General features: G+C 73.2%; 22 protein-coding genes. 14 read left to right on the top strand and 8 right to left on the bottom strand.

All coding sequences use genetic code 11. From position 1 onward, the window contains the following. The first annotated feature begins 33 nt into the window (after positions 1-33). The 7 genes from D3273_RS01755 (at position 34) to msrB (ending at position 5,773) form a co-directional block, all read left to right on the top strand. The gene (locus tag D3273_RS01755) at positions 34-342 is read left to right on the top strand and encodes a hypothetical protein (RefSeq protein ID WP_129222860.1); all 309 of its coding nucleotides are present in this window, start codon (positions 34-36) and stop codon (positions 340-342) included. Continuing rightward, positions 339-1,898: a PepSY-associated TM helix domain-containing protein gene (locus D3273_RS01760; RefSeq protein ID WP_129222861.1), complete on the top strand. Its 1,560-nt coding sequence runs from the start codon at positions 339-341 to the stop codon at positions 1,896-1,898. Before D3273_RS01755 ends, D3273_RS01760 begins: the two co-directional genes overlap by 4 nt. Continuing rightward, positions 1,895-2,812: a hypothetical protein gene (locus tag D3273_RS01765; protein WP_129222863.1), complete on the top strand. Its 918-nt coding sequence runs from the start codon at positions 1,895-1,897 to the stop codon at positions 2,810-2,812. Before D3273_RS01760 ends, D3273_RS01765 begins: the two co-directional genes overlap by 4 nt. A gap of 65 nt (positions 2,813-2,877) precedes the next feature. Beyond that, positions 2,878-3,771 (top strand): tonB-system energizer ExbB, encoded by an 894-nt coding sequence (gene exbB / locus D3273_RS01770; RefSeq protein WP_129222865.1) that lies wholly within the window; start codon positions 2,878-2,880, stop codon positions 3,769-3,771. Positions 3,772-3,775: 4 nt separating this feature from the next. Next, on the top strand, positions 3,776-4,234 hold the full coding sequence (gene exbD / locus D3273_RS01775; protein ID WP_129222866.1) for a TonB system transport protein ExbD: 459 nt from the start codon (positions 3,776-3,778) through the stop codon (positions 4,232-4,234). Continuing rightward, complete coding sequence (locus tag D3273_RS29540) at positions 4,231-5,268, top strand: energy transducer TonB family protein (protein ID WP_129222868.1); 1,038 nt, start codon at positions 4,231-4,233, stop codon at positions 5,266-5,268. The genes exbD and D3273_RS29540 overlap by 4 nt, the downstream gene beginning before the upstream one ends. Before the next feature lie 97 nt (positions 5,269-5,365). Beyond that, positions 5,366-5,773, top strand: a complete 408-nt coding sequence (msrB, locus tag D3273_RS01785; protein WP_129222870.1) for a peptide-methionine (R)-S-oxide reductase MsrB — start codon at positions 5,366-5,368, stop codon at positions 5,771-5,773. Between the two features lie 153 nt (positions 5,774-5,926). Here the strand turns inward: msrB and D3273_RS01790 are convergent, their stop codons facing one another. The 3 genes from D3273_RS01790 to ileS are packed head-to-tail and all read right to left on the bottom strand — an operon-like array spanning position 5,927 to position 10,291. Beyond that, complete coding sequence (locus D3273_RS01790; protein ID WP_129222872.1) at positions 5,927-6,631, bottom strand: hypothetical protein; 705 nt, start codon at positions 6,629-6,631, stop codon at positions 5,927-5,929. A 52-nt stretch (positions 6,632-6,683) separates the two neighbouring features. Continuing rightward, positions 6,684-7,208: a signal peptidase II gene (lspA, locus tag D3273_RS01795; protein ID WP_129222874.1), complete on the bottom strand. Its 525-nt coding sequence runs from the start codon at positions 7,206-7,208 to the stop codon at positions 6,684-6,686. Then, a complete protein-coding gene (gene ileS, locus D3273_RS01800; protein ID WP_129222876.1) occupies positions 7,208-10,291 on the bottom strand; it encodes an isoleucine--tRNA ligase in 3,084 nt (1,027 codons plus the stop codon). The genes lspA and ileS overlap by 1 nt, the downstream gene beginning before the upstream one ends. Before the next feature lie 365 nt (positions 10,292-10,656). On the opposite strand from ileS, the gene D3273_RS01805 reads away from it, so the two are divergent. The 3 genes from D3273_RS01805 to typA all read left to right on the top strand — a co-directional run bounded on the left by D3273_RS01805 (position 10,657) and on the right by typA (position 14,640). Then, positions 10,657-10,896: a hypothetical protein gene (locus D3273_RS01805; RefSeq protein WP_129222878.1), complete on the top strand. Its 240-nt coding sequence runs from the start codon at positions 10,657-10,659 to the stop codon at positions 10,894-10,896. A 143-nt stretch (positions 10,897-11,039) separates the two neighbouring features. Next, positions 11,040-12,515, top strand: a complete 1,476-nt coding sequence (locus D3273_RS01810) for an ABC transporter substrate-binding protein (RefSeq protein ID WP_129222880.1) — start codon at positions 11,040-11,042, stop codon at positions 12,513-12,515. Between the two features lie 301 nt (positions 12,516-12,816). After that, entirely contained in the window at positions 12,817-14,640 is a 1,824-nt protein-coding gene (gene typA, locus D3273_RS01815; RefSeq protein WP_129222882.1) for a translational GTPase TypA, read from the top strand. A gap of 224 nt (positions 14,641-14,864) precedes the next feature. On the opposite strand, the gene D3273_RS01820 is transcribed toward typA, so the two are convergent. After that, on the bottom strand, positions 14,865-15,140 hold the full coding sequence (locus tag D3273_RS01820) for a hypothetical protein (protein ID WP_129222884.1): 276 nt from the start codon (positions 15,138-15,140) through the stop codon (positions 14,865-14,867). A gap of 157 nt (positions 15,141-15,297) precedes the next feature. On the opposite strand from D3273_RS01820, the gene D3273_RS01825 reads away from it, so the two are divergent. The 3 genes from D3273_RS01825 to D3273_RS01835 all read left to right on the top strand — a co-directional run bounded on the left by D3273_RS01825 (position 15,298) and on the right by D3273_RS01835 (position 18,544). Continuing rightward, a complete protein-coding gene (locus D3273_RS01825) occupies positions 15,298-16,572 on the top strand; it encodes an amidohydrolase family protein (protein ID WP_129222886.1) in 1,275 nt (424 codons plus the stop codon). A 155-nt stretch (positions 16,573-16,727) separates the two neighbouring features. Then, positions 16,728-17,138, top strand: coding sequence for a hypothetical protein (locus D3273_RS01830; RefSeq protein ID WP_129222888.1), 411 nt, complete (start codon positions 16,728-16,730; stop codon positions 17,136-17,138). A gap of 170 nt (positions 17,139-17,308) precedes the next feature. Next, entirely contained in the window at positions 17,309-18,544 is a 1,236-nt protein-coding gene (locus D3273_RS01835) for an argininosuccinate synthase (protein ID WP_129222890.1), read from the top strand. A 190-nt stretch (positions 18,545-18,734) separates the two neighbouring features. On the opposite strand, the gene D3273_RS01840 is transcribed toward D3273_RS01835, so the two are convergent. The 4 genes from D3273_RS01840 to rfbC are packed head-to-tail and all read right to left on the bottom strand — an operon-like array spanning position 18,735 to position 21,965. Next, a complete protein-coding gene (locus D3273_RS01840) occupies positions 18,735-19,397 on the bottom strand; it encodes a regulatory protein RecX (RefSeq protein ID WP_129222892.1) in 663 nt (220 codons plus the stop codon). A gap of 14 nt (positions 19,398-19,411) precedes the next feature. Continuing rightward, entirely contained in the window at positions 19,412-20,311 is a 900-nt protein-coding gene (rfbD, locus tag D3273_RS01845) for a dTDP-4-dehydrorhamnose reductase (protein ID WP_129222894.1), read from the bottom strand. Positions 20,312-20,316: 5 nt separating this feature from the next. Then, on the bottom strand, positions 20,317-21,396 hold the full coding sequence (gene rfbB / locus D3273_RS01850) for a dTDP-glucose 4,6-dehydratase (RefSeq protein ID WP_129222896.1): 1,080 nt from the start codon (positions 21,394-21,396) through the stop codon (positions 20,317-20,319). Then, entirely contained in the window at positions 21,393-21,965 is a 573-nt protein-coding gene (gene rfbC, locus D3273_RS01855; protein WP_129222898.1) for a dTDP-4-dehydrorhamnose 3,5-epimerase, read from the bottom strand. Before rfbC ends, rfbB begins: the two co-directional genes overlap by 4 nt. Before the next feature lie 241 nt (positions 21,966-22,206). Between rfbC and D3273_RS01860 the strand changes: the two genes are divergently transcribed. Further along, entirely contained in the window at positions 22,207-23,244 is a 1,038-nt protein-coding gene (locus D3273_RS01860; protein WP_129222900.1) for an ATP-binding protein, read from the top strand. Positions 23,245-23,250 lie beyond the last annotated feature (6 nt).

Below are 23,250 nucleotides of genomic sequence, written 5' to 3' on the forward strand. Positions count from 1 at the left end.
GGCGGTCGCCCTTGGACCCCCGACCCGAGCGAGATGCCTCCTTCGACTGCTGACCGGCGGGACGTCCTCGTCCGCGCCCTTCTGGCCGGCCCCGGCGCCGCCGTCGCCACCCTCCTGGCCGTGATGGGCCTGTCCGCCGCGCTGCCGCCCGGCCCGGCCGGGATCGACCCGATCACGATCCCGCTCGTGGCCCTGCCCTTCATCTGGGCGGCGCTGTTCTTCCACGCCTGCCTCGATCCCGCGCCGCGCCGCGCCGCGCTCGCGTCCCTGGCGCTCTGCGCCGTCTGCGCCGCGCTGGTGGCGCTGCGGCACGGGGGCGCCCCGGCGGCGGCCGTCCCGTGATCAGGCTTCCGGCCCGCGAACACCGGCGCCTCGTCGCGATCCACGGGTGGACGGGTGTCGGCCTCGGGCTGCTGCTCTACGTCGTGGTGGCGACCGGCACCGTCGCGGTGTTGGCGCGGGAGATCGGCGCCTGGTCGTCCGGCACCCTGGCGACGCGGGCGCCGCTGTCCCGGGCGCTCGACGCGGCCGTGGGCCGCGCCATCGTGGACGCGCCGCCGGGCTTGCGCGACACCGTCGACCTCAGCGCCGCCGCGGACGACCGGCTGGCCGTGTCGCTGCGCGGCCCGGCCGGGCCCGACGCCCGCGGGATCGACCTCGACGTCGCGCCGGACGGCGCGGTGCTGCGCCGCCGCGACGGGCCGGCCGCCGACATCGAGGACGCCGATCCGCCGGGGGCGCTCGCGGCCTTCCTGGTCGACCTGCACGTCCGCCTGTACGTGCCGGCGCCCTGGGGCTACGCCGTCACGGGGGTGGCGGGGCTCGCGCTCCTGGCCGCGGCTCTGTCCGGCTTCGCGATCCACCGCCACCTGCTCAAGGACATCTTCACGCTGCGGCGCGGCGCCCGGCCGGGCCTCACGGCGCGCGACCGGCACAACATGGCGGGCGCCTGGGCGCTGCCCTTCGCGGTCGTGCTCGCCGTCACGGGCTCGGTCTTCTCCTGGTCGGCCTCGGCGGGCTTCCCGGCCCTCGCCTGGATGTCCTACGGCGGCGACCGGGAAGCCCTCTTCGCCGCGCTCGCGGGACCGCCGCCGCCGGCCGACCCGACGCCGGCCCCGCGGGCCGACCTCGACGCCGTGATGGCCGATGCCGCGGCGCGGGCCGGTGCGGCGCCCACCTATGTCCGGCTCGCCCGCCCCGGCCGCGCCGACGCGCGGATCACCGTCTACGCCGCGCCGCCCGCAGGAGCGCTCACGGGACACACGCTGGTCTACGACGGCGCGAGCGGCACCCTGCTGGAAGACCGGCGCGCCTTCGGCCGCGTGGCGTCGGTGGGCGGCACGCTCTACGGGCTGATGGCGCCGCTGCATTTCGGCGACTTCGCCGGGCCCGCGTCGAAAGTCGCCTGGGCGGCGCTGGGGCTGTGTTCCTGCGTCGCCACCCTCGGCGGCATCCGCCTGTGGCTCGCGCGCCGGGACGACCGCGCCTCCGCCCTGCTGGACCGCTGCACCGCCATCGTCGGCCTGGGCCTGCCCTTCGCCACCGCGGGGGCGGCGGCGGGGTTCTTCGCCGGGCTGCCGGGCGGCGGCGGCCCGGGATGGACCGAGGCGGGCTTCCTCGCCGCAGCCGCCGCGGCGACCGTGGCGGGCATCGCCCTGCCCCGCCGCCGCGTCGGCCCGGCGCTGTCGGCCGCGACCGGGATCGGGCTCGCGCTGCTGCCCGCCCTGCGCTGGGCCGCGGGAGAGCCGGGCTGGGGCGCGGCGCTGGCCGCCGGCCGCCTCGCCGTCCCGTCGGGCGACGTGGCGGTGCTGGCGATCGCCGCGGCGTTCCTGTGGACGGCGGCGCCCGCCGCGATGCGGGACCGCCGGCCCTTCCGCCCGGGACGGGCCGTCCCGTGACGCCCTTGGTCCTCGCCGCGGCGAGCGCGGCGGCGCTCGCCGCGCTCGGCGTCGCCGATCCCAAGCGGCGGCGCGCGGCCGGGCTGGCGCCAGCGCGCCCGCGGCATCGCAGCGCCGCGCTCGGCGCGCTCGCCTGCTGCGGCCTCGGCATCGCGGCGAGCGCCGGGCCGGCGGGCGCCGTCACCTGGGCGGCCGCCGTCGCGGCCGGGGGCTGGGCGCTGGCGCAGGGGCTGGCCCTGGTTCCGGCGCCGTCGTGGCGGTCGATCGCGACGGCGGGGCGGTTCCGATCGCGGCCCGTGCCGGTCGCCCTGCCGGTCGTCGCGCTGATCTGCGCCCTCCTCGCCGTCGAGGGCCGGCGCGGCGCGCCCCCGGACGACGCCGCCGCCGACCGCGTCGCCGCGCTGGCGCTGCTCGACCGCCTGGAGCGCGGCGCACCGGCGCGGCGGGCCGCGGCGCCCTGCCTCGCCGCGCTCGCCTCCGCGCGGGACGGCGGCGGACTGCGCGACCTCCTGTCGGACCGCGCCGCCGCGGTCGTCCTGCCGGCCGATGGCGGTGCCGGCACCGACCTGCAGCGCTGCATCCTGTCGGCCGGGGGCGAGGGCGCCGCGACGGCACGCGGCGGAGACACCGCCACGACGACGATCGACGCCGACACGGCGTCGCGCGTCCATGCGCTCATCGCGGGCACCCTGGAGGACGCGGACGCCCTCGCCGCGCTGGCGCCGTCCGGCGGCACCGGGGCGGGGCTCGTGTGCCGCCGCCTCGCCGCGGCGGCCGGCCCCGACGTGGCGGGCTTCGTCGCGGCGCTGCGGCGGGACCGGGCCTACCCCAAGGCCGGCGACCTGCTCGAAGGCCTGCCGGCGCTCGAAGCGCTCATCGACGCGCGGCGGGCGAGGTCACCCTGCCCCGCCTGAACACCATCGCGGCGGGCAGCCGATCCGACGCCGCCCGCGCCCATCCGAAACCACGGAGTCCGACCATGACCCACAGGTGGCGCATCGCGCCCGTGCTGATCCCGCTGCTGCTCGGCCCCGGCCCGGCCGTTTCCCAGGCGGCCCCGCCGGCAGCGACCGAACAGGCGGCCCCGCCGGCGGCGGCATCCCAGGCGACCCCGGCCCCGGCGGCTCCCGACGCAGCCCCCGGCGCCCCGGTGGCGGCTCCGGCCCCGGCCCCGGCCGCCGCGGGCCTGCCGCACGACCTGTCGCCCTGGTCGATGTTCCTCAACGCCGACATCGTGGTGAAGGCCGTGATGGTGGGGCTGCTCGCCGCTTCCGTGGCGACCTGGACGATCTGGCTCGCGAAGACGATGCAGCTCTTCGGTGCCAAGCGCCGCGCGCTCAGGGGCCTGCGGGCGCTGGCCGGCGCCGACAGCCTCGTCGCGGTGACGCGGTCCGGCGGGCTCGGCGGCGGCCCGGTGGCGGCGCTGGTCGCCGCGGCGGCGGACGAGGTGTCGCGCTCGGGCGCCCTGCCGTCCGACGGCGTCAAGGAGCGCGCGGCGCTGTCGCTGGGGCGGATCGAGGCCCGCGGCGCCCGCGCCATGACGCAGGGCACGGGCGTGCTCGCCACCGTGGGCTCGGTGGCGCCCTTCGTGGGGCTGTTCGGCACCGTGTGGGGCATCATGAACAGCTTCGTGGGCATCAGCCAGGCCCACACGTCGAACCTCGCCGTGGTGGCGCCGGGGATCGCCGAAGCGCTGCTCGCCACCGCGGTCGGCCTCGTCGCCGCGATCCCCGCGGTGGTGATCTTCAACGGGTTCGCCCGCGCCACCGCGGGCTACAAGGCGCTGCTCGGCGACGCTTCGGCCGAGGTGATGCGCCACCTGTCGCGCGACCTCGACCGCCGCCCGTCGCTGCGCCAGCAGGCGGCGGAGTGATCCGGTGGCGGTGAAGCTCGGCCACGGGGACGACGAGGTCGGCGAGATCGCCGACATCAACGTGACCCCCTTCATCGACGTGGCGCTGGTGCTGCTCATCATCTTCATGGTGGCGGCGCCCCTGTCGACCGTCGACGTGCCCGTCGACCTGCCGACCTCGAACGCCAAGGTCCAGCCCCGGCCGGACAAGCCGGTGTTCCTGACGGTGAAGCGCGACCTGTCCCTGTCGCTGGGCGAGGAAGGCGTGTCGCGCGACGGGCTCCGGGGGCGGCTCGACGCGGAAACGGGCGGCGACCGCGACCGGCGCATCTTCCTGCGCGCCGACGCGGGCCTCCCCTACGGCGACCTGATGGGCGTGATGAACGGGCTCCGCGCCGCGGGCTACCTCAAGGTCGCGCTGGTCGGGCTGGAGGACACGGGCCAGGGCACGGCCGGGGCCGCGGCGTCGAGTCCGGCCCCGTGAGCGCCGTCGCGCTCCGGGACGGCCGCGAGCCCGGCGCCGCGCTGCGCTGGACCGCCGCGACGCTGCTGATCGCGGGGGTCCACGCCGGCGCAGGCTGGTGGCTCGTCGGCCACGCCTTCGCGCCGCCGCCTCCGCCCGAAGGCGTCGCGGGCGTGACGGTGGAGCTCGATCCCGTGTCGGTGCCGGTTCCCCCCACGGCCGACCCGAAGCCGAGGGAAGACTCCGGCCCCGGCCCGGAGGAGCAGGCCGCCGAACGCCCCGACGTCCCATCGGAGCCTCCGCCCGCCGTCGAGCCGCCCCCGTCCGCGGCCGAGGAGCCGCCCGCCGTGGAGCCGCCCGCCGTGGAGCCGCCTCCGCCCGTCGAAGCCGCGGTCGCGCCGCCGCCGGATCCGGCGGTGCCCGACCTGCCGCCCAAGCCCGATCCGGCTCAGCCTCAGCAGGTCCCGCCGCTCCTGCCGGAGGTGGTGCCGCCGCCTTCGCCGGCGCCGTCCGACGCCGTGCTGGCGCCGCCGCCACCGCGGCCCGTGCAGGTGAAGAAGTTCGCGCCACCGAAGCCGCCCAAACCGGTGCCGCCGAAGCCCGACCCTCGCGAGGTCGCGCGGCAGCAGGCGCGCGAAGCCGCCGCCGAGGCACGTCAGGAACAGCGTGAGCAGGCGCGGGCGAAGGCGGCCGCGGACGCGCGGGCCCAGCGCCAAGCGGCCCGGGCCGCGGCGACCCGCGAAGGCGGCGGCACGGACCGCGAGTCGGCCGCACCGCGGGCGTCAGGCGCGTCCGTGTCGGATTGGCATCACGAACTCCTGGCGCATATCGCCGCCTACAAGCCGAACGTCGACGTCGGTTCTGCAGGCACGGCGCGTGTCACCGTCACCATCGACCGCGGCGGTCGCGTCGTGTCCGTGTCTCTCGCCGGCAGCTCGGGAGACGGGGCGCTCGATCAGGCGGCCGTGTCCATGATGCACCGCGCCAGCCCGGTTCCGGCGCCGCCGCCCGAGCTGGGCCGTCAAACCGTGACGGTGCCGGTCCACTTCCATTGACGGGGGACGGCGCCCCATCGGCGCCGTCCCGATCAACGGGACGGCCTTGACGAACGGCCCGCCGAGGGACAGCTCCAGGGGAACCGGAGGCTCCACCATGACCCACGACGCCCAGTCCTTCCCCGTCACCCGCAGCGACGCGGAATGGCGCGCCATGCTGACGCCCGAGCAGTACCAGGTGATGCGCCGTCACGGGACGGAGCGGCCGGGCAGCTGCGCGCTGCTGCACGAGAAGCGCCGCGGCACCTTCTCCTGCGTGGGCTGCGAATCGCCGCTGTTCGAGAACACCGTGAAGTTCGAAAGCGGCACCGGCTGGCCGAGCTTCAACATGCCGATCGAGGGCGCCGTCGAGACCACCGAGGACCGGTCCCACGGCATGATCCGCACGGAATGCCATTGCGCCACCTGCGGCAGCCACCTCGGCCACGTCTTCGACGACGGCCCGGCCCCGACCTTCCAGCGCTACTGCATCAACGGCGTGGCGATGGCGTTCGAGCCGGCCTGACGGCACACGCGAAAACGCCCGCGGTTCACGCCGCGGGCGTCAGGTCCAGGGTTCCCTAGCAACTATTCGCGACCGCCGCCGTGCCGGAACGATGTCCGCGTCACGCGACCGGCGGACGCGCGGCCCGGATCTCCGGGATCAGGCCCTCGCCCGTCACTGCTCCACGTCGGCGCGGTGCTTGGCTTCCTGCTGCTGCATGTAGCGCGGGTTGGATTCGTCCAACTTTTCCTCGGGCGCCTCGGCGGTGGCCTTCACGGACTTGACCGGCTTCATGTAGCCCTTGGGGGGCTGCGTGAGGAAGTCGCGCGTGGGCTCCTGGCCGGCGACGAGCTTATCCTGCTTGTCGGGGTTGGCGGCGCGATAGGCGTCGCTCTGGCGGTCGAGCTCCTCGCGGCTCAGCAGCATGCAGTGCTGGCCGTCGTTGCCGCAGTTGTTCGGGCGGACGGGCTGGTCGTCCTCGGTGGCGGCGATGCGGCCCTTCATCTGCTCGTCGCGGGTCAGCATCCCGCCGTGGTCGCTGAGCGACGGGTCGAGCGTGTGGGGGGCGTGGGCCTCGGCAGCCTCCTTGCGCTTCTTCAGGACGTCGGGGTCCTGCGGCCAAGCGGCGACGTGCTTGACGCCGCCGACCTGCGGCTTCGGCAGTGCGGCATCCTTCGGCAGGACCAGCGGGGGCCGCTCGCGGTATTGGATGTCCGGCGAAGCATCGCCCTTGATCAGGCCGACGGAGCCCAGCACCGACGAGAACACGTTGGCGTAGCCGTCGTCCGCCGCCCGTGCGCCCGACGAGGCCGCGACGCACAGGCCCAGCAGGCCAGCCGCCACCGCCATCCCGCGACGATCGCCCTTCGATGCCGGCATCAACGTCTCCACCTCAGCGCATGGAACAAAATTCAGACCACGCCTTATGCCGTCACGATCGCGGCGTTTTGGCGGCGCCGAGCGCCGCCGTCGGCTTCTCGGGAAACGCGACCCACTCGAGCAGCAGCAGCACGACCCCGGCCGTGATGGCGCAATCGGCCCCGTTGAACACGTACCAGTGGAACCCGCCCGCGTGGAGCGACACGAAGTCCACCACGGCGCCGTAGCTCACGCGGTCGACGAGGTTGCCGAGGGCGCCGCCGATCAGCAGCCCCAGCGCCACGCAGGTCGGCGCCGTGCGGCTGCGCGCCAGCCACACCGCCAGCGCCAGCGACGCCGCGAGCGTGAGGCCGACCAGGAGGCAGCGCCCGGCGTCCGTGTCCGACGTCAGCAGCGAATAGGACACGCCGCGGTTCCAGGCCATGACGAGGTCGATGCCGGGGGCCACCCCGTAGGGCGAACGCTCCGGCAGGTCGAAGCCGCGCAACAGCCACAGCTTGGACGCCTGGTCGGCCGCGAAGGCCAGGACCGCGACGGCGGCGCCCACGGCGCGCGGGTCGGCGCGGGTCGCGCGCATCACGGCAGGCGGCCGGAGGCGGCGAGCTCGCGCAGCGCCCGGGCGTCGCGCGGCGTCACGTCCGGGTAATCCGCGTCGGATCCGACCAGCGGCGTCACCTTCCATGAGCGGGCGCAGCGGCGCCCTTCGGCGCGGGCCGGCATCACCGCGACGCCGGGCACGTCCGGCAGGCGAAAGGCCTCGGCCGGCCCTTCGCCGCCCTCGATCGCGATGTCCGAGGTGATGCACACTTCGGCGAAATCGACGCCGTCGAGCAGCGCCTTCAGCTCCGGATCGGAGACGAAGACGCGCGGCGCGGCTTCGAGCGACGATCCCATGCGCTTGCCGGCCCGCTCCAGCTCCAGGGCGCCCGTGACGGCGCGCCGCGCTTCGCGGATGCGCCGCCAGCGCGCCGCCAGGGCGTCGTCGAACCAGGCCTCGGGCATGTCGGGGAAGAGCTGGAGGTGGACCGATCCGCGCTCCGACGGGTGCCGCGCCAGCCAGGCCTCTTCGGCGGTGAAGGACAGGATGGGCGCCAGCCACACGGTCAGCCGGTCGAACACGGCGTCGATGGCGGTCAGCGCGCCGCGCCGCGCCGTGCTGGAGATCGGGTCGCAGTAGAGCGCGTCCTTGCGGATGTCGAAGTAGAAGGCCGACAGGTCGCTCGTCATGAAGGCGCCCAGCGCCGACAGGATGCGGGTGTAGTCGAAGGCCGCGTAGCCGGCCCGCACGGTGCGATCGAGTTCGGCCAGGCGGTGGAGCACGAAGCGCTCGAGCTCCGGCAGTTCCGCGTGGGGCACGGCCTGCCCGGCTTCCGCGTGGTCCAGCGTGCCCAGCATCCAGCGCAGGGTGTTGCGCCACTTCTTGTACGTCTCGACCGTGGTGGCGAGCACCGTCTTGCCGAGGCGCTGGTCGCCGGCATAGTCGGCGCCCGCGACCCACAGGCGCAGGATGTCGGCGCCGGACGCCTTGATGACCTCCTGCGGCGCCACGACGTTGCCGAGCGACTTCGACATCTTGCGCCCGTTCTCGTCGAGCGTGAAGCCGTGGGTCAGCACCGCGTCGTAGGGGGCGCGGCCCCGGGTGCCGCAGGATTCCAGCAGCGACGAGTGGAACCAGCCGCGGTGCTGGTCGGAGCCTTCGAGGTACATGACCTCGTCGTCCCCGCCGTCGACGCGGCGGCGCAGGCCCGCGAACTGCGGGAAGGTCTTGGGGTCCTCCAGCGTGAAAGCGTGGGTGGAGCCGGAATCGAACCACACGTCGAGGATGTCGTCGACCTTGCGCCAGCCTTCGGCGACCCTGTCGCCGAGGAAGCGGGCCGCCGCCCCGTCCTCGTACCAGGCATCGGCGCCTTCGACCTCGAAGGCGGCGATCACCCGGGCGTCGACGGCATCGTCCCGCAGGATCTCGGCCGTGCCGTCGGCGCGGTCCCGCACGAAGATGGCGATGGGCACGCCCCAGGCCCGCTGGCGCGACACGACCCAGTCCGGCCGGTTGCCGATCATGCCGGTGATGCGGTTCTCGCCGGCGGCCGGCACCCATCTGGTTTCGGCGATCGCCTGCAGCGCCACGCCGCGCAGCGTGTCGGGCGCGTTGGCGCCGTGGGCCGCGCCGGCGCGCGCCGGCGCGCCCGGCACGGTGAAGGGCTGGTCCATGGCGATGAACCATTGCGGCGTGTTGCGGAAGATGACGGGCTTCTTCGAACGCCAGGAATGCGGGTAGGAATGCTTCAGCCGCCCACGCGCCACGAGCGTGCCGGCGGCGAGCAATGCCGCGAAGACGGCCTCGTTGGCGTCGCCCTTGGCGCCCTTGTCGGTGAGGACCCGCTTGCCCTCGAAGCCCGGCGCGTCGGCGGTGTAGAAGCCGTCCGCGTCGACCGTGTAGGGGATCCGGGTGTCGACGTCGCGCGCCTGCAACGCCCGGGTCGAGGCGAGCCACAGGTCGAAATCCTCGCGGCCGTGGCCGGGCGCGGTGTGGACGAAGCCGGTGCCGGCTTCGTCGGTGACGTGGTCCCCGGCCAGCATCGGCACGGTGAAACCGTAGCCCGGCATCGTGGCGGCCAGGGGATGGGCGAGCTGGCCGACCGACAGCGCTTCGGCCGACACGTCGGCGACGCGTTCGAAGCCCTCGACGCGCGCCGCCTTGAACACGCCCTCGGCCAGCGTGTCGGCGAGCACGTAGCGCTGGCCGACCTTGGCCCAGTTGTCGTCCGCCGCCGCGGTCACGCGGTAGAGCCCGTAGGACACCTTCGGCGAGAACGCGACGGCGCGGTTGCCCGGCATGGTCCAGGGCGTGGTGGTCCAGATGACCACGCGGGCCGGCATCATCTCGCCCGCGGCATCGTGGCGGAACGCCAAGGCGTTCCACTCGGCGGCGCGGTGGTCCAGCACCGCGCCGCTGGCCGGCACGGTGGCGCAGGAAAAGGCGGCGAAGACCGTGTCGGAGGTGTGATCCTCGTATTCGACCTCGGCTTCGGCCAGCGCGGTCTTCTCCACCACGCTCCACATCACCGGCTTCGAACCGCGGTAGAGCAGCCCGTTGCGGGCGAACTTCATGATCTCGCGGGCGATGTGGGCTTCGGCGTCGAACGCCATGGTGGCGTAAGGGTGGTCCCAGTCGCCCACGATGCCGAGGCGCTTGAACTCTTCCCGCTGCACGTCGAGCCACCCTTGCGCGAAGGCGCGGCATTGCCGGCGGAACTCCACCACCGGCACGGCGTCCTTGTTGCGGCCCTTGGCGCGGTATTCTTCCTCGATCTTCCATTCGATCGGCAGGCCGTGGCAGTCCCAGCCCGGCACGTAGTTGGCGTCGCGCCCCAGCATCTGTTGGGACTTGGTGACGAGGTCCTTCAGGATCTTGTTCAGCGCGTGGCCGATGTGGATGTTGCCGTTGGCGTAGGGGGGGCCGTCGTGCAGCACGAACTTCGGCCGCCCCGCGCCCTGGGCGCGCAGCTGGCCGTAGAGGTCGATCGCGGCCCAGCGCGCCAGGAGTTCGGGCTCCTTGGCGGGCAGGCCGGCCCGCATCGGGAAATCCGTGTGGGGCAGGAACAGCGTCTTGGCGTAGTCGGGGCCGGCCGGGTCGGCGGGCGGGGAAGCGTCGTTCATGGGGGACCGGGAGGCTGGCGGCGAGGCGGGATCCCGTGCGGGCGCGTCGCGTCGAGATGCGGGATGGCGGACGAGCGAAAGGTCCCGTGCGGGGCGAGCGTGTCGCTCAAGCGCCGCACGGGCCCATAATCGGCGTGATCCGGGCCCGCGTCGTCATGGCGGTGACGTAGCAGCCTGCCACGGAGATTGGAAGGCTTCCGTTCTTTCGGCCGGCCCGGATCCCGCCGTAACCGAACTCCATGCTCGCGCATTCACCCCGCTGGAGCCGCCGGCCGGGACCGGCGGACTCGCGTCAGCGTATCGGCAGCGGACGGGGACGGCCTTCGGGCCGCCCCGCCGCGCCACCTCAGGAGGACCCTCGACCCATGGGGACACCGATGGAACCCCACGTGTGGAACATGTTCAAGCGCCGCGAGGAGGGCGAGATCTGGTGCGCCGTGCCGGCCGACGCGGCCGTGCCGCGCTTTCTCTTCTCCGGCGATTGGAACTACGGCGGCCAGCACCCGGAGCGGCACGCGCTGCCGGGCTTCCAGCGCTCCGTCGCGCACCAGGCCGTGCGCATGAACGGCTTCTACCTGTTCCAGCTGCTGCGCGCCGCGGCCTGAACGCCGGGATCCGGCGGCCCGACGCGGCCGCCGCCTTACAATAAGCCACAACGCGTCGTGGGATGGGACGGTGATCGTGCATCGCGTCGGCGGGGTCCGGGCCCCGTCGGCGCGATGCATCAGGGTCGGGAGACGCGGCGTCGATGCAGCGCCCTTTGTTGTTGGTGGTGATCGGCGGCCTCGCGGCCTCGGGGGCGGCCGTCGCGGCCGGCGCCCTGTGGTACGAACGGCCGACGCGCCTGACCGTCGCGGTGTCGCAGACCGACGAGCCGGACCGCGCCCTGATCGATTCCGCGACGCGGCTGCTCAAGCGCAGCCGCAACCCCGTGCGCCTGCAGGTGCAGCTGGTCGAGAACGCCAAGGCGGCCTCCGAAGCGGTCGACGCCCACCGGGCCGACCTCGCGGTGATCCGAACCGACGTCGCCATCCCGGGCGACGCCCAGACCGTGGTGATCCTGCACCGCGACGCGGCCGTGCTGGTGGCGCCCGCGTCGAGCGGCCTGAAGGGCATCGCCGACCTGCCGGGGCACGCAATCGGCGTGCTGCGCATGGGCGCGGGCAACCGCAGCCTGCTGTCCACCATGCTGGCGGAAGCGGACCTTTCGCCCGACAGCGTCGTCCAGGTGGAGCTGAAGCCCGAGGAGGTCGAGGGTGCGCTGCGCGCGAAGCGCGTCGCGGGGGTGATGGCGGTCGACGTCGTGTCCAGCTCCGCCCTGCGCGCCATCGTCCGCACCGTGGCGGCCATCGACCCGCCCGCCGCGGCGGCGCCGGCGCCCGCGAAATCCGGCGCCCGGGGCGCCAAGGTCGGCCGGACGGCGGCCAAGGCCGGCGCGAAGGGCAAGGCGCCCCCGCCGAAGGACGACGATGACGACGACAAGGACGAAGCGGAGCTCGCCAAGGGGACGGTCGTCTTCATCCCGGTGGCCGAAGCCGAGGCCATCGCGGCCCGCTCGCCCGCCTACGAGAAGTCGGAGGTCCTGCGCGGCATCTTCGGCGGCACGCCGCCCCGCCCCGGCAAGGACTACGACACGCTCAGCATCACGCACCGCCTCGTCGCCAACGAGGACGTGTCTCAGGACCTCGTGGGCGGACTGACGCGGTTCTTCCTGACGGAGAAGGGCCCCATCGCCGCCACGGCGCCGATCGCCATGCGGATCGAGGCGCCGAGCACCGACAAGGGCGCGTCCCTGCCGGTCCACGCCGGCTCCGCCGCCTACATCGACGACGACGAGCAGACCTTCTTCGATCGATACAGCGACATGATCTACATCGGCGCCATGCTGGTGGGCGTGCTGGCGTCGGGGATCACGGCCGTGATGGGGCGGCTCAACGGCGCGCGCTCCTCGGCGCTGGAGGGGGTCGTGCACCGCCTCGTCGAGATGATGGCGGCCGCCCGCGCGGCGGGCTCGGCCGAGGAGCTCGACGCGCTCCAGGAGGAAGCCGACCGGTTGATGACGGCGGTGCTCGACGGCGCCGCGTCGGGCTCCGACGACCGCCGCCTCGCCGCCTTCGGCCTGGCGCTCGACCAGGTGCGGGCGGCGGTGCGCGACCGCCGGGCGCAGATCGGCGCCGAGCCGAAGCCGGCCGAGGCCGTGGCGATGCGGCTGGCGGCCGAATGACCGGGCCCGTCCCGACGCGGCGCCCGGCCATGCCGGTTGCACTGCACCATGGAGGGTTCCCAAGCGCGGCGGGATGATGTAGGACGAACGCGCTCACGGGCGGCAACACGCCCGGTCGCGACGGCGCCGCACCGCCTCCCCTTTCCCGGCGGTGCCGCCCGCGACGGCGCGCTGAAACGCTTTGCATCCCCGAGACCGGCCCCTCCCGCATCCCGCGCGAGGGCTGGTCCTCCACGCGTTCGGTCCGGCCGGTCCCTCGACAGGGCGGGATCGGCCGCACGGACGAGGCCCGACGAGACCCATGAAGCTCCGCAACATCGCCATCATCGCCCACGTCGACCACGGCAAGACGACCCTGGTCGACAAGCTGCTCCAGCAGGCCGGATCGTTCCGCGAAAACCAGCGCGTCGCCGAGCGCGTCATGGATTCGAACGACCTCGAGAAGGAGCGCGGCATCACCATCCTGGCCAAGGTCACGTCCGTGGTCTGGCAGGACACCCGCGTCAACATCGTCGACACCCCCGGCCACGCCGACTTCGGCGGCGAGGTCGAGCGCATCCTGTCGATGGTGGACGGCGTCATCGTCCTCGTGGACGCCGCCGAGGGCCCGATGCCGCAGACCAAGTTCGTGGTCGGCAAGGCGCTGAAGCTCGGCCTGCGCCCCATCGTGGCGATCAACAAGGTCGACCGCCCCGACGCCCGCATCACCGAGGTGGTCAACGAGGTGTTCGACCTGTTCGCCGCGCTCGACGCCAACGACGACCAGCTCGACTTCCCGATCCTGTACGGGTCGGGCCGCAACGGCTGGATGGCCGACGCCCCCGACGGCGCGCAGGACGGCATGGCGCCGCTGTTCGACCTGGTGCTGAAGCACGTCCCCGAGCCGAAGGTCGAGGAGGGCGAGTTCCGCATGCTCGGCACCCTGCTCGAGTCGAACCCCTACCTCGGCCGCCTCATCACGGGCCGCGTGTTCTCGGGCTCGATCAAGCCGAACCAGAACGTCAAGGTGCTCGACAACGACGGCAAGGTCGTCGAGACCGGCCGCGTGTCGAAGATCCTGGCCTTCCGCGGCATCGAGCGCACCCCGATCGACGTGGCCGAAGCCGGCGACATCGTCGCCATCGCGGGCCTGACCAAGTTCAACGTCGCCGACACGCTCTGCGTGCCGGAAGTGACCGAAGCGCTGCATGCCCAGCCGATCGACCCGCCGACGCTGTCGATGACCTTCCTGGTCAACGACTCGCCGCTCGCCGGCACCGAGGGCGACAAGGTCACGAGCCGCGTCATCCGCGACCGCCTGATGAAGGAGGCCGAGGGCAACGTCGCGCTGCGCATCTCCGATTCGCCCCAGGCGGACAGCTTCATCGTTGAAGGCCGCGGCGAGCTGCAGCTCGCCATCCTGATCGAGACGATGCGCCGCGAAGGCTTCGAGCTCGGCATCTCGCGCCCCCGCGTGGTGTTCCGCCAGGACGAGGCGACCGGCGAGCGGCTCGAGCCGATCGAGGAGGTCATCGTCGACGTCGACGAGGAGCATTCGGGCGTCGTCATCCAGAAGATGAGCGAGCGCAAGGCCGACATGCTCGAGATGCGGCCGTCCGGCGGCAACCGGCTGCGCCTGGTGTTCCACGCCCCGACCCGCGGCCTCATCGGCTACCAGGGCGAGCTGATGACCGACACCAAGGGCACGGCCATCATGAACCGGCTGTTCCACGCCTACTCGCCGTGGAAGGGCGAACTGGCGGGGCGGCGCAACGGCGTGCTGTTGTCCAACGACGCCGGCGAGTCCGTGGCCTACGCCATGTGGAACCTCGAAGACCGCGGCCCGATGATGATCGAGCCCGGCTGGAAGGTGTACCAGGGCATGATCATCGGCCAGCACACCCGCGAGAACGACCTCGAGGTGAACGTGCTGCGCGGCAAGAAGCTGACCAACATCCGCGCCGCCGGCAAGGACGAGGCCGTGCGCCTGACGCCCCCGATCCGCATGACCCTGGAAAAGGCGCTGGCCTACATCGAGAACGACGAACTCGTCGAGGTGACGCCGAAGTCGATCCGCCTGCGCAAGACCAAGCTCGACCCGAACGAGCGCAAGCGCGCCGAGCGCTCGAAGGAACTGGTGGACTGAGCGAAACCCGATCGCGGCGATCCCCGCGCCAGCGGGGATCCACAGACCGGGATCGATGTGGGGCGGCCTCCGGGCCGCCCTTTTTGCGTGGACCCACTCGTTGCTCGACGGTGTCGTCCCCGGCCGGGCAACCGGGCCGAACCCCGGGGCGCCTCATCCGGCGGCTCGGCCGGTTCCCGGCTCGGGGCCGGGACGACAGCCCTGCGGCCCCCGGGACGGCAGCGTCAGTGCGCGCCCTGCGCCCGGCCGAGGCGCATCGTCAGCTCGGCCTGCAGCCTCAGCGCCTGCTTGACCCGCGCCGTGCCGGCGGCGATGTCGCGGTCGAGCGCGTCGAGGCGAACGCGGGCCTCCTCGGTGCCGCGCGCCACGAGGGCGTCGCGCAGCTCCCACAGGCGGGACAGCAGGGATTCCGCGTTGCGCTGCTCGGCGCGCTGCGCGTCGATGACGACTTCCAGCGCTTCGGCGTCGCGGACCACGTCCACGGTCGATCTCGGATCCATCGGTCCTCCCTCTCGTGACCTTCCCTGCCCCGGCCGCCGCCTTCTCCGTCGCGCGAGCGCGGCGCCCGGGGTACAGGGTGGAGATGGAACGCCCGGAACGTGGTCTCGTTGCGGCGATGGCGGTGGCACTCGGCCGCGGCCCGAACCGGGGACACGCATGCGCATCGACACGGTGATCCGCCGGGCCGACCTCGGCGACGGCCGCGGCCCCATCGACATCGGCATCGCCGGCACGCGCATCGCCGCGCTGGAGCCGCGCCTCGCCTGCGAGGCCGCCGAGGTCGACCTCGGCGGCAGGCTCGCGCTGCCCGGCCTCGTCGACACCCACATCCACCTCGACAAGGCCTGCCTCGACGACCGCTGCCCCTGCGGCGGCGCGCTCAAGGACGCCGTGAAGAGCGTGTCAGACGCCAAGAGGCACTTCACGGAAGAGGACGTCTACGCCCGCGCGGCCCGCGTCCTGGAGATGGCGATCGCCCACGGCACCAACCGCATGCGCAGCCACGTCGAGGTCGACCCCCGGGTGGGGCTGACGAGCCTGCGCGCGCTGCACCGCTTGAAGCGGGACTACGCCTGGGCGATCGACCTGCAGCTCTGCGTGTTTCCGCAGGAAGGGCTGCTCGACGATCCCGGCTGCGACGCCGTGCTGGTGTCCGCGCTCGACCTCGGCGCGGACCTCATCGGTGGCGCGCCCTACATCGACCGGGACAGCCACGGCCAGATCGCGCGGATCTTCGACCTCGCGCAGGAGCGAAACCTCGACGTCGACCTCCACCTCGACTTTTCCCTCGACGCGTCGAGCCTCGACGTCGACGAGGTGTGCCGCCAGGCGGAGCGGCGGGGCTGGGGCGGCCGCACGGCCATCGGCCATGCCACGAAACTGTCCGCCCTGCCCCCCGAGCGGCTGGCCGCCTATGCCCGCCGCCTCGCCGGCGCCGGCGTCGCCGTCACGGTGCTGCCCGCCACCGACCTGTTCCTGATGGGACGGGACAGCGACCACGACGTGCCGCGCGGCGTCGCCCCGGCGCACCGGCTGGCCGCCGCCGGCGTCACCTGTTCGGCGGCGACCAACAACGTCCGCAACCCCTTCACGCCCTACGGCGACGGCTCGCTGGTGCGCATGGCCAACCTGTTCGCCAACGTGGCGCAGGTGGCGGGCGAGACGGACCTCGCCGCCTGCCTCGACCTCGTCACCGGCTCGGCGGCACGGGTGATGGGTCTCCCCGACTACGCGATCGCGGTCGGCGGTCCCGCGACCTTCGTGGCCTTCGACGCGACGGGCCGCGCCGACATCGTGGCGGGGATAGTGGCTCCGGAGATCGGCTTCAAGGACGGGCGCCAAACCTTTCTGCGCCCGCCGGCGCGGCTGACGTCGCCGGCCGGCGCGGCCGCGATGCAGCGTCGCGACGGATCGACGGCGAGCGGGGCGTAGCCGCCGCGTCGCGCTGCGACCGGTGGGCGCAAGGCGCCGGTTATCCCCAAGGGGCCCGGAACCGCGCAGGCGGCGGATCGCTTGTGGCCGCACGGAAGACGGCGCGGCGATGCGCGACGCTCTCACCCGGCCATCGACAACGAGGGACGAACGCCATGGCGACGAAGAACGCGAGCAATCACCAGGGCCAGGTCAAGGATCCGGAGCACGACGGCCGGCTGAAGGGCCACACGGGCGGCGAGGCCCCCAAGGCCCACGCCGAGGGCACGCATCCCGACGAGAAGGGCCACGCCGAGCCCAAGAAGACCGCGGCCGCCAAGAAGCACGAGGACGAGGCGGCGCACGAGGAGCACGCCAAGAAGGCCCCGGCCAAGTCCCACAAGGAGCCGGCGCACGAGGAGCCCAAGAAGGCCGCCGCCAGCAAGGACGAGCCCGCCAAGGACGCGCCTGCCAAGGGCGGAGCTTCCGCCGAGGACGCCGACCTCAAGTCCCGCGAATACACGGACGCGCAGGGCAACGTCCACCACCACACCAAGGCCTATATGGAGAGCCACAAGGGCGAGTGATCGCCCCCTCCGCGGGTCGACGAGGGGAGGCCGGTCCGGTTCGGGCCGGCCTTCTCCGCATCGACGGCCCGTCTCCGGCCCCGCGGCTTGCGCGGGGAGCCGCCCCGCGCTAGTCCCGGCCCGTTCCTTGCGAGGGTTTCCGACCCTCCCCAACCGGCCGAAGTCGACCCATGCAGCAGCCCGCGAAGAAGATCAGCCGCGTCGTCCTGGCCTATTCCGGGGGTCTCGACACCTCCATCATCCTGAAGTGGCTGCAGACCACCTACGGTTGCGAGGTGGTGACCTTCACGGCGGATCTCGGCCAGGGCGAGGAGCTGGAGCCGGCGCGCCAGAAGGCGCTGCTGCTCGGCATCAAGCCAGAAAACATCTTCATCGAGGACCTGCGCGACGAGTTCGTGCGCGACTACGTGTTCCCGATGTTCCGCGCCAACGCGCAATACGAGGGGCTCTACCTGCTCGGCACCTCCATCGCCCGGCCGCTGATCGCCAAGAAGCAGATCGAGATCGCCCGGCGGGTCGGGGCCGATGCCGTCTGCCACGGCGCCACCGGCAAGGGCAACGACCAGGTGCGCTTCGAGCTCAGCTATTACGCGCTGGAGCCGGACATCCAGGTCATCGCGCCGTGGCGCGAATGGGACCTCACGTCCCGCACGGCGCTGCTCGACTTCGCCGAGAAGAACCAGATCCCCATCGCCAAGGACAAGCGCGGCGAGGCGCCCTTCTCGGTCGACGCGAACCTCCTGCACGTGTCCTCGGAGGGCAAGGTGCTGGAAGACCCGGCCGAGGAAGTGCCGGACTACGTGTTCTCCCGCACGGTGTCGCCCGAGCAGGCGCCGGACAGGGCGACGGTCATCGAGATCGGCTTCGAGCGCGGCGATCCCGTGTCGATCGACGGCGAAGCGCTCGGGCCCGCGGCCCTGCTGGCGAAGCTCAACGAGCTCGGCCGCGAGAACGGCATCGGTCGGCTCGACCTCGTCGAGAACCGCTTCGTCGGCATGAAGTCGCGCGGCATGTACGAGACGCCCGGCGGCACGATCCTGTATTTCGCCCATCGCGGCATCGAGCAGCTGACGCTCGACCGGGGCGCGGCCCATCTCAAGGACGAGCTGATGCCGCGCTACGCCGAGATGATCTACAACGGCTTCTGGTTCTCGCCCGAGCGCGAGCTGCTGCAGGGATTGATCGACCGGAGCCAGGAGTTCGTCACCGGCACGGTGAGGATGAAGCTCTACAAGGGCTCGGCCTCGATCATCGGCCGCTCCAGCCCCCATTCGCTCTACGACCAGGACCTCGTCACCTTCGAGGAGGGCGCTGTGGCCTACGACCACCGCGACGCGGCGGGCTTCATCAAGCTCAACGCGCTTCGCCTGCGCACCCTCGCCAAGCGCAACCGCCGCGGCGCTTGAGCGCCGGCACGGCGGGGGCCGGGCGATCGCGCCGCTCGGGCTTCCGTCGGTTCGAGCGGTCGGGCCCGGCGGGTGTCGGACATCCGCCGAGCAGGTGAACTCAGGCGCCGCCGACGTCGGCCGAAGCGCCGAGGACCGCGGCATCGTCGATGCGCCCGCCACGGCCCGGCGGGCCGCGTGGCGGGCGCGGTCATTCCGCCTCGCCGTCCACGATCCGCTTCGCCAGGCCGACGGGAAACCCCGCCCGCACGAGGGCGCGCACGTCCTTGTCGCGATAGGGCTCGCGCTCGCCGGGGCGGTAGGGCCCCAGGCGCTTGCGCTGCGCCAGCCGCGCCGCCTGGGCGGGTTCGTCGAGGTCGAGCGCTTCCGCGACGCTCGGCTCGGCCACGTCGACGTCCTGGCGCCCGAGGTCCGCCTTGATGCGCCAAGCCGGCAACCCCTTGCGGGCCAGCGCCGCCGCACGGCCGCGGCCATAGGCGGCGTCGTCGATCAGGCGGCCGCGGGTCAGGCGGTCGACGACCCCGTCGATCAGCGCGCGCATCTCGGCCGGCTCGGGCAGCGGCGCGTCGTTGAGCTCGCAGCGGCGGCGCACCTTGCGCTCCAGCACCTCGCGCAGCCGCGCCGTGGAAGCGGAATAACGGGCGAGGTAGAAGCTCGCCATCCGCATCAGGGCGTCCGGCGACACGGCCGGCTTCGGCGCGCGCCGCCCGTCCGCCGCCCCGGCTTCATCGACCGGCCGGCCCCGCGGCGCTTCGGGGACGTCGTCCCACAGCAGCACGCCCGCGCGGGCGTCCGGATCGCCCGCGGCGGCTCCCTCCACCGTGGCGCGATCCTTCGCGGTCGGAGCCCCCATCGCCGGGTCTTCCCTCAGCCGGCGCGGGCCGCGTCGTTGAGGAGCCGCGACACCGTGCGCTCCAGCGGCCCATGCCACTCCGGCAGGCTGATGCCGTAGACGCGTTCGAGCTTGGAACAGTCGAGACGGGAATTGGCGGGTCGCCGCGCCTGGGTGGGGAACTCGGCCGTGGTGATGCGGTTGACGGTCGCGCTCGGGCCCCCCTTGGCGCGCGACGCCGCGAAGACCGCCTCGGCCACGTCGGCCCACACCGCCTCGCCCCGCGCCGCCATGTGGAACACGCCCGTGAGGTCCCGGTTCTCGGGCTCGGCCGCCATCCGCGCCGCGACGGCGAGCAGCGTCGTCGCGATGTCGAGCGCCGACGTCGGGCAGCCGTGCTGGTCCGCCACCACGCTCACGTCCGGCTTGTTGCCGGCGATGCGCAGCATGGTGCGGACGAAATTGGCCCCGTAGGGCGCGTAGACCCAGGCCGTGCGTAGGATCGCGTGGCGCGGGTTGGCGGCCGCGACCGCGCGCTCGCCCGCGAGCTTCGAGCGGCCGTAGGCGCCGAGCGGGCCGACGGCGTCGTCCTCGCCATAGGGTTCCGGCTTCGACCCGTCGAAGACGTAGTCGGTCGACACATGGAGCACGGGGAGGCCCAGCTCCGCGGCCGCCGCCGCGACGGCGCCCGCGCCGGCGCCGTTCACCGCTTCGGCGAGGTCCGGCTCGGATTCGGCCTTGTCCACCGCCGTGTAGGCGGCGGCGTTGATCACCGCCTCGGCCCCCGCGTCGCGGATGGCGGGCAGCACCGTGGACGGGTCGGCGAGGTCGAGGCCCGGACGGCCGAGCAGCACGACCTCGTGGCCGTGTCGCCCGGCGATCTCGCCGAGCGCGCGGGCCACCTGCCCGTGTCGTCCCGTGACGGCGATGCGCATGCGGCTCAACCCTTCTTCGCAGTGGAGGTCTCGGCCGCGCCGAGGCCGAGGCGCTCGCCCGAATAGACGCCCTCGCGCAGCGGCTTCCACCACCATTCATTGTCGAGGTACCACGCCACGGTGCGGCGGATGCCGCTGGCGAAGTCTTCGCGAGCGCGCCAGCCGAGTTCGTCCTCGAGCTTGGTGGCGTCGATGGCGTAGCGCTGGTCGTGGCCCGGCCGGTCGGTCACGAAGTTGATCAGCTCGCGCCGCGGGCGGGCCGCAGGGCGCAACTCGTCGAGCACGTCGCAGATGGTCTCGACCACTTCGAGGTTGGTGCGCTCGTTGCGGCCGCCGACGTTGTATTTTTCGCCCAGCCGGCCCGTGGTGAGGATCGTCCACAGCGCGCGGGCATGGTCTTCGACGAACAGCCAGTCGCGGATGTTGTCGCCGCGGCCGTAGACGGGCAGCGGCTTCCCCGCCAGCGCGTTCAGCGTGACGAGCGGGATCAGCTTTTCGGGAAAGTGGAACGGCCCGTAGTTGTTGGAGCAGTTCGAGATGACGACCGGCAGGCCGTAGGTCCGCATCCAGGCCTGGGCGAGGTGGTCGGAGGCGGCCTTGGAGGCCGAATAGGGCGAGGACGGGTCGTAGGGCGTCGTTTCCTCGAACAGGCCGTCCGCGCCGAGCGAGCCGTAAACCTCGTCCGTCGACACGTGGAGGAAGCGGAACGCCGCCTTGGCGTCGGCGTCGAGGCCGGACCAATGGGCGCGCGCCGCTTCGAGCAGCGAGAACGTGCCGACGATGTTGGTCTGCACGAAGTCGCCCGCGCCCGTGATGGAGCGGTCGACGTGGCTTTCCGCGGCGAGGTGCATCACGCCGTCGGGGCGGAACTCGGCGAAGAGCGCGTCGAGCGCGCCCCGATCGACGATGTCGGCCCTGGCGAAGCGGTAGTTCGGCAGGTTCGACACCGGCCGGAGGCTTTCGAGGTTGCCCGCATAGGTGAGCTTGTCGACGTTGAGCACCTCGACGCCGAGCTCGCCGGCGAGGTGGCGCACGACGGCCGAGCCGATGAAACCGGCGCCGCCGGTGACCAGGACGCGCTTCACGGGCGTGCTCCGAAGGTGAAGATGGGGGGCAGGTCGGCGAGCTTCGGCTGGCGGGTGTCCTTGTCGGACAGCAGCGCGGCGCCCGGCGCCACGGGCCACTCGATCCCGAGGGCCGGGTCGTCCCACGCGATGCCGCCGTCGGCGGCGGCGGAATAGAAGTCGGTCACCTTGTAGGCGATGATGCTGTCGGGCTCGACGGTGCAATAGCCGTGGGCGAACCCCGGCGGCACCCAGAGCTGGTCGCCGGTTTCGGCCGACAGCGTGGCGGACACGTGGCGCCCGAAGGTGGGCGAGCCGGTGCGGATGTCCACCGCGACGTCGAAGATCGCCCCCTTGATGGCGCGCACGAGCTTGCCCTGGGCGGCGGGCTCCCGCTGGAAATGAAGGCCGCGCACCGTGCCGACCGCGGCCGACAGCGCCTCGTTATCCTGCACGAAGGCGACGTCGACGCCCACCTCGCGCGCGAAGGTGCGGGCGTTGAAGCTTTCGACGAAGTAGCCGCGCGCGTCGCCGTGCCGCTTCGGCCGAAGCAGCACCACGTCGGGGATGGCCAATCTCGTCGCCTGCATGTCGGGGTCCTCGCCGCGAGATCGGGCTCGCATCAAGGGGCGGGATACAACAAGACGCGGCGGTCCGCACCCCCCGGCGGCGCGATGCGCCGGACGGGCTCCGGCCCGGGCCACCGCCGGTCGGCGGGCTTTCACGCCATGGGGCGACACACGGCCGCCCCGCATGTCATCAGGGCGTCACGGCCGAAGTCGGACAGTCCGGCGCGGGGTGGACGAACGGATGGCCGAGGCGAAGCGCGACATGTTGGACACGAGGCAACCATCGGCCACGGCGGCCCTCGTCGCCGCATTGATCGACGCCATGCCGGAGCCCGTGCTCGCCGTCACGGGCGAGGGCCGCGTGCTGGCCGCCAATGCCCCGGCCAAGACCGTGATGCCGGCCCTGCGGATCGGCGGCGACCTCACCCTGGCGCTGCGCGACCCCGACATCCTGGACGCGGTCGACCGCGTGCTGATCTCGGGCCAGATCGAGCAGGTGTCGTGGCGCGACCGGGTGCCCGTGGAACGCGTGTTCGACGTCACGGTCGCGCCGCTGGACAGGCCCGACGAGGACCGGGCGCTCGTGCTGACGCTGCGCGACGTCACGGAATCGCTCCGCATCGAGCGCATGCGCGCCGACTTCGTCGCCAATGCCAGCCACGAGCTCCGCACGCCGCTGGCGTCCCTGCTCGGCTTCGTGGAAACCCTGCAGGGTCCGGCGCGGGACGACGCCCGGGCCCGGGACCGGTTCCTCGCCATCATGGCCGACCAGGCGCGACGCATGGCGCGGCTCATCGACGACCTCCTGTCGCTGTCGCGCATCGAGCAGAACCTGCACGTCCGGCCCAACAAGCCCGTCGACCTCGCGCTGGCGGCGCGCCACGTCGCCGAAACGCTGGGGCCCCTCGCGGCCGAAAGCGGCACGGCGATCGGCGTGGAAGCGGGGGAGCCCGTCGTGGTGGCGGGCGACCACGACGAACTCCTGCGCGTGGCCGAGAACCTCGTCGAGAACGCGATCAAATACGCGGACGGCCGCGTGGAGGTGAAGGTGCGGGTGCAGCGCCGCTCGGGCGTGCTCACGGTGCGGGATTACGGGCCGGGCATCGCGCCCGAGCACCTGCCGCGGCTGACGGAACGCTTCTACCGCATCGACGCCGGGCAAAGCCGCGCCAAGGGCGGAACGGGCCTCGGGCTCGCCATCGTCAAACATATCGTGGCGCGGCACCGCGGTCGCCTGCAGATCGATTCGGACCTCGGCCACGGCACGCTCATCACCGTGGCGATTCCGCTGAAGACCTGATTTCGC

The organism is Lichenibacterium minor (assembly GCF_004137685.1).
Lineage (GTDB): Bacteria > Pseudomonadota > Alphaproteobacteria > Rhizobiales > Beijerinckiaceae > Lichenihabitans > Lichenihabitans minor.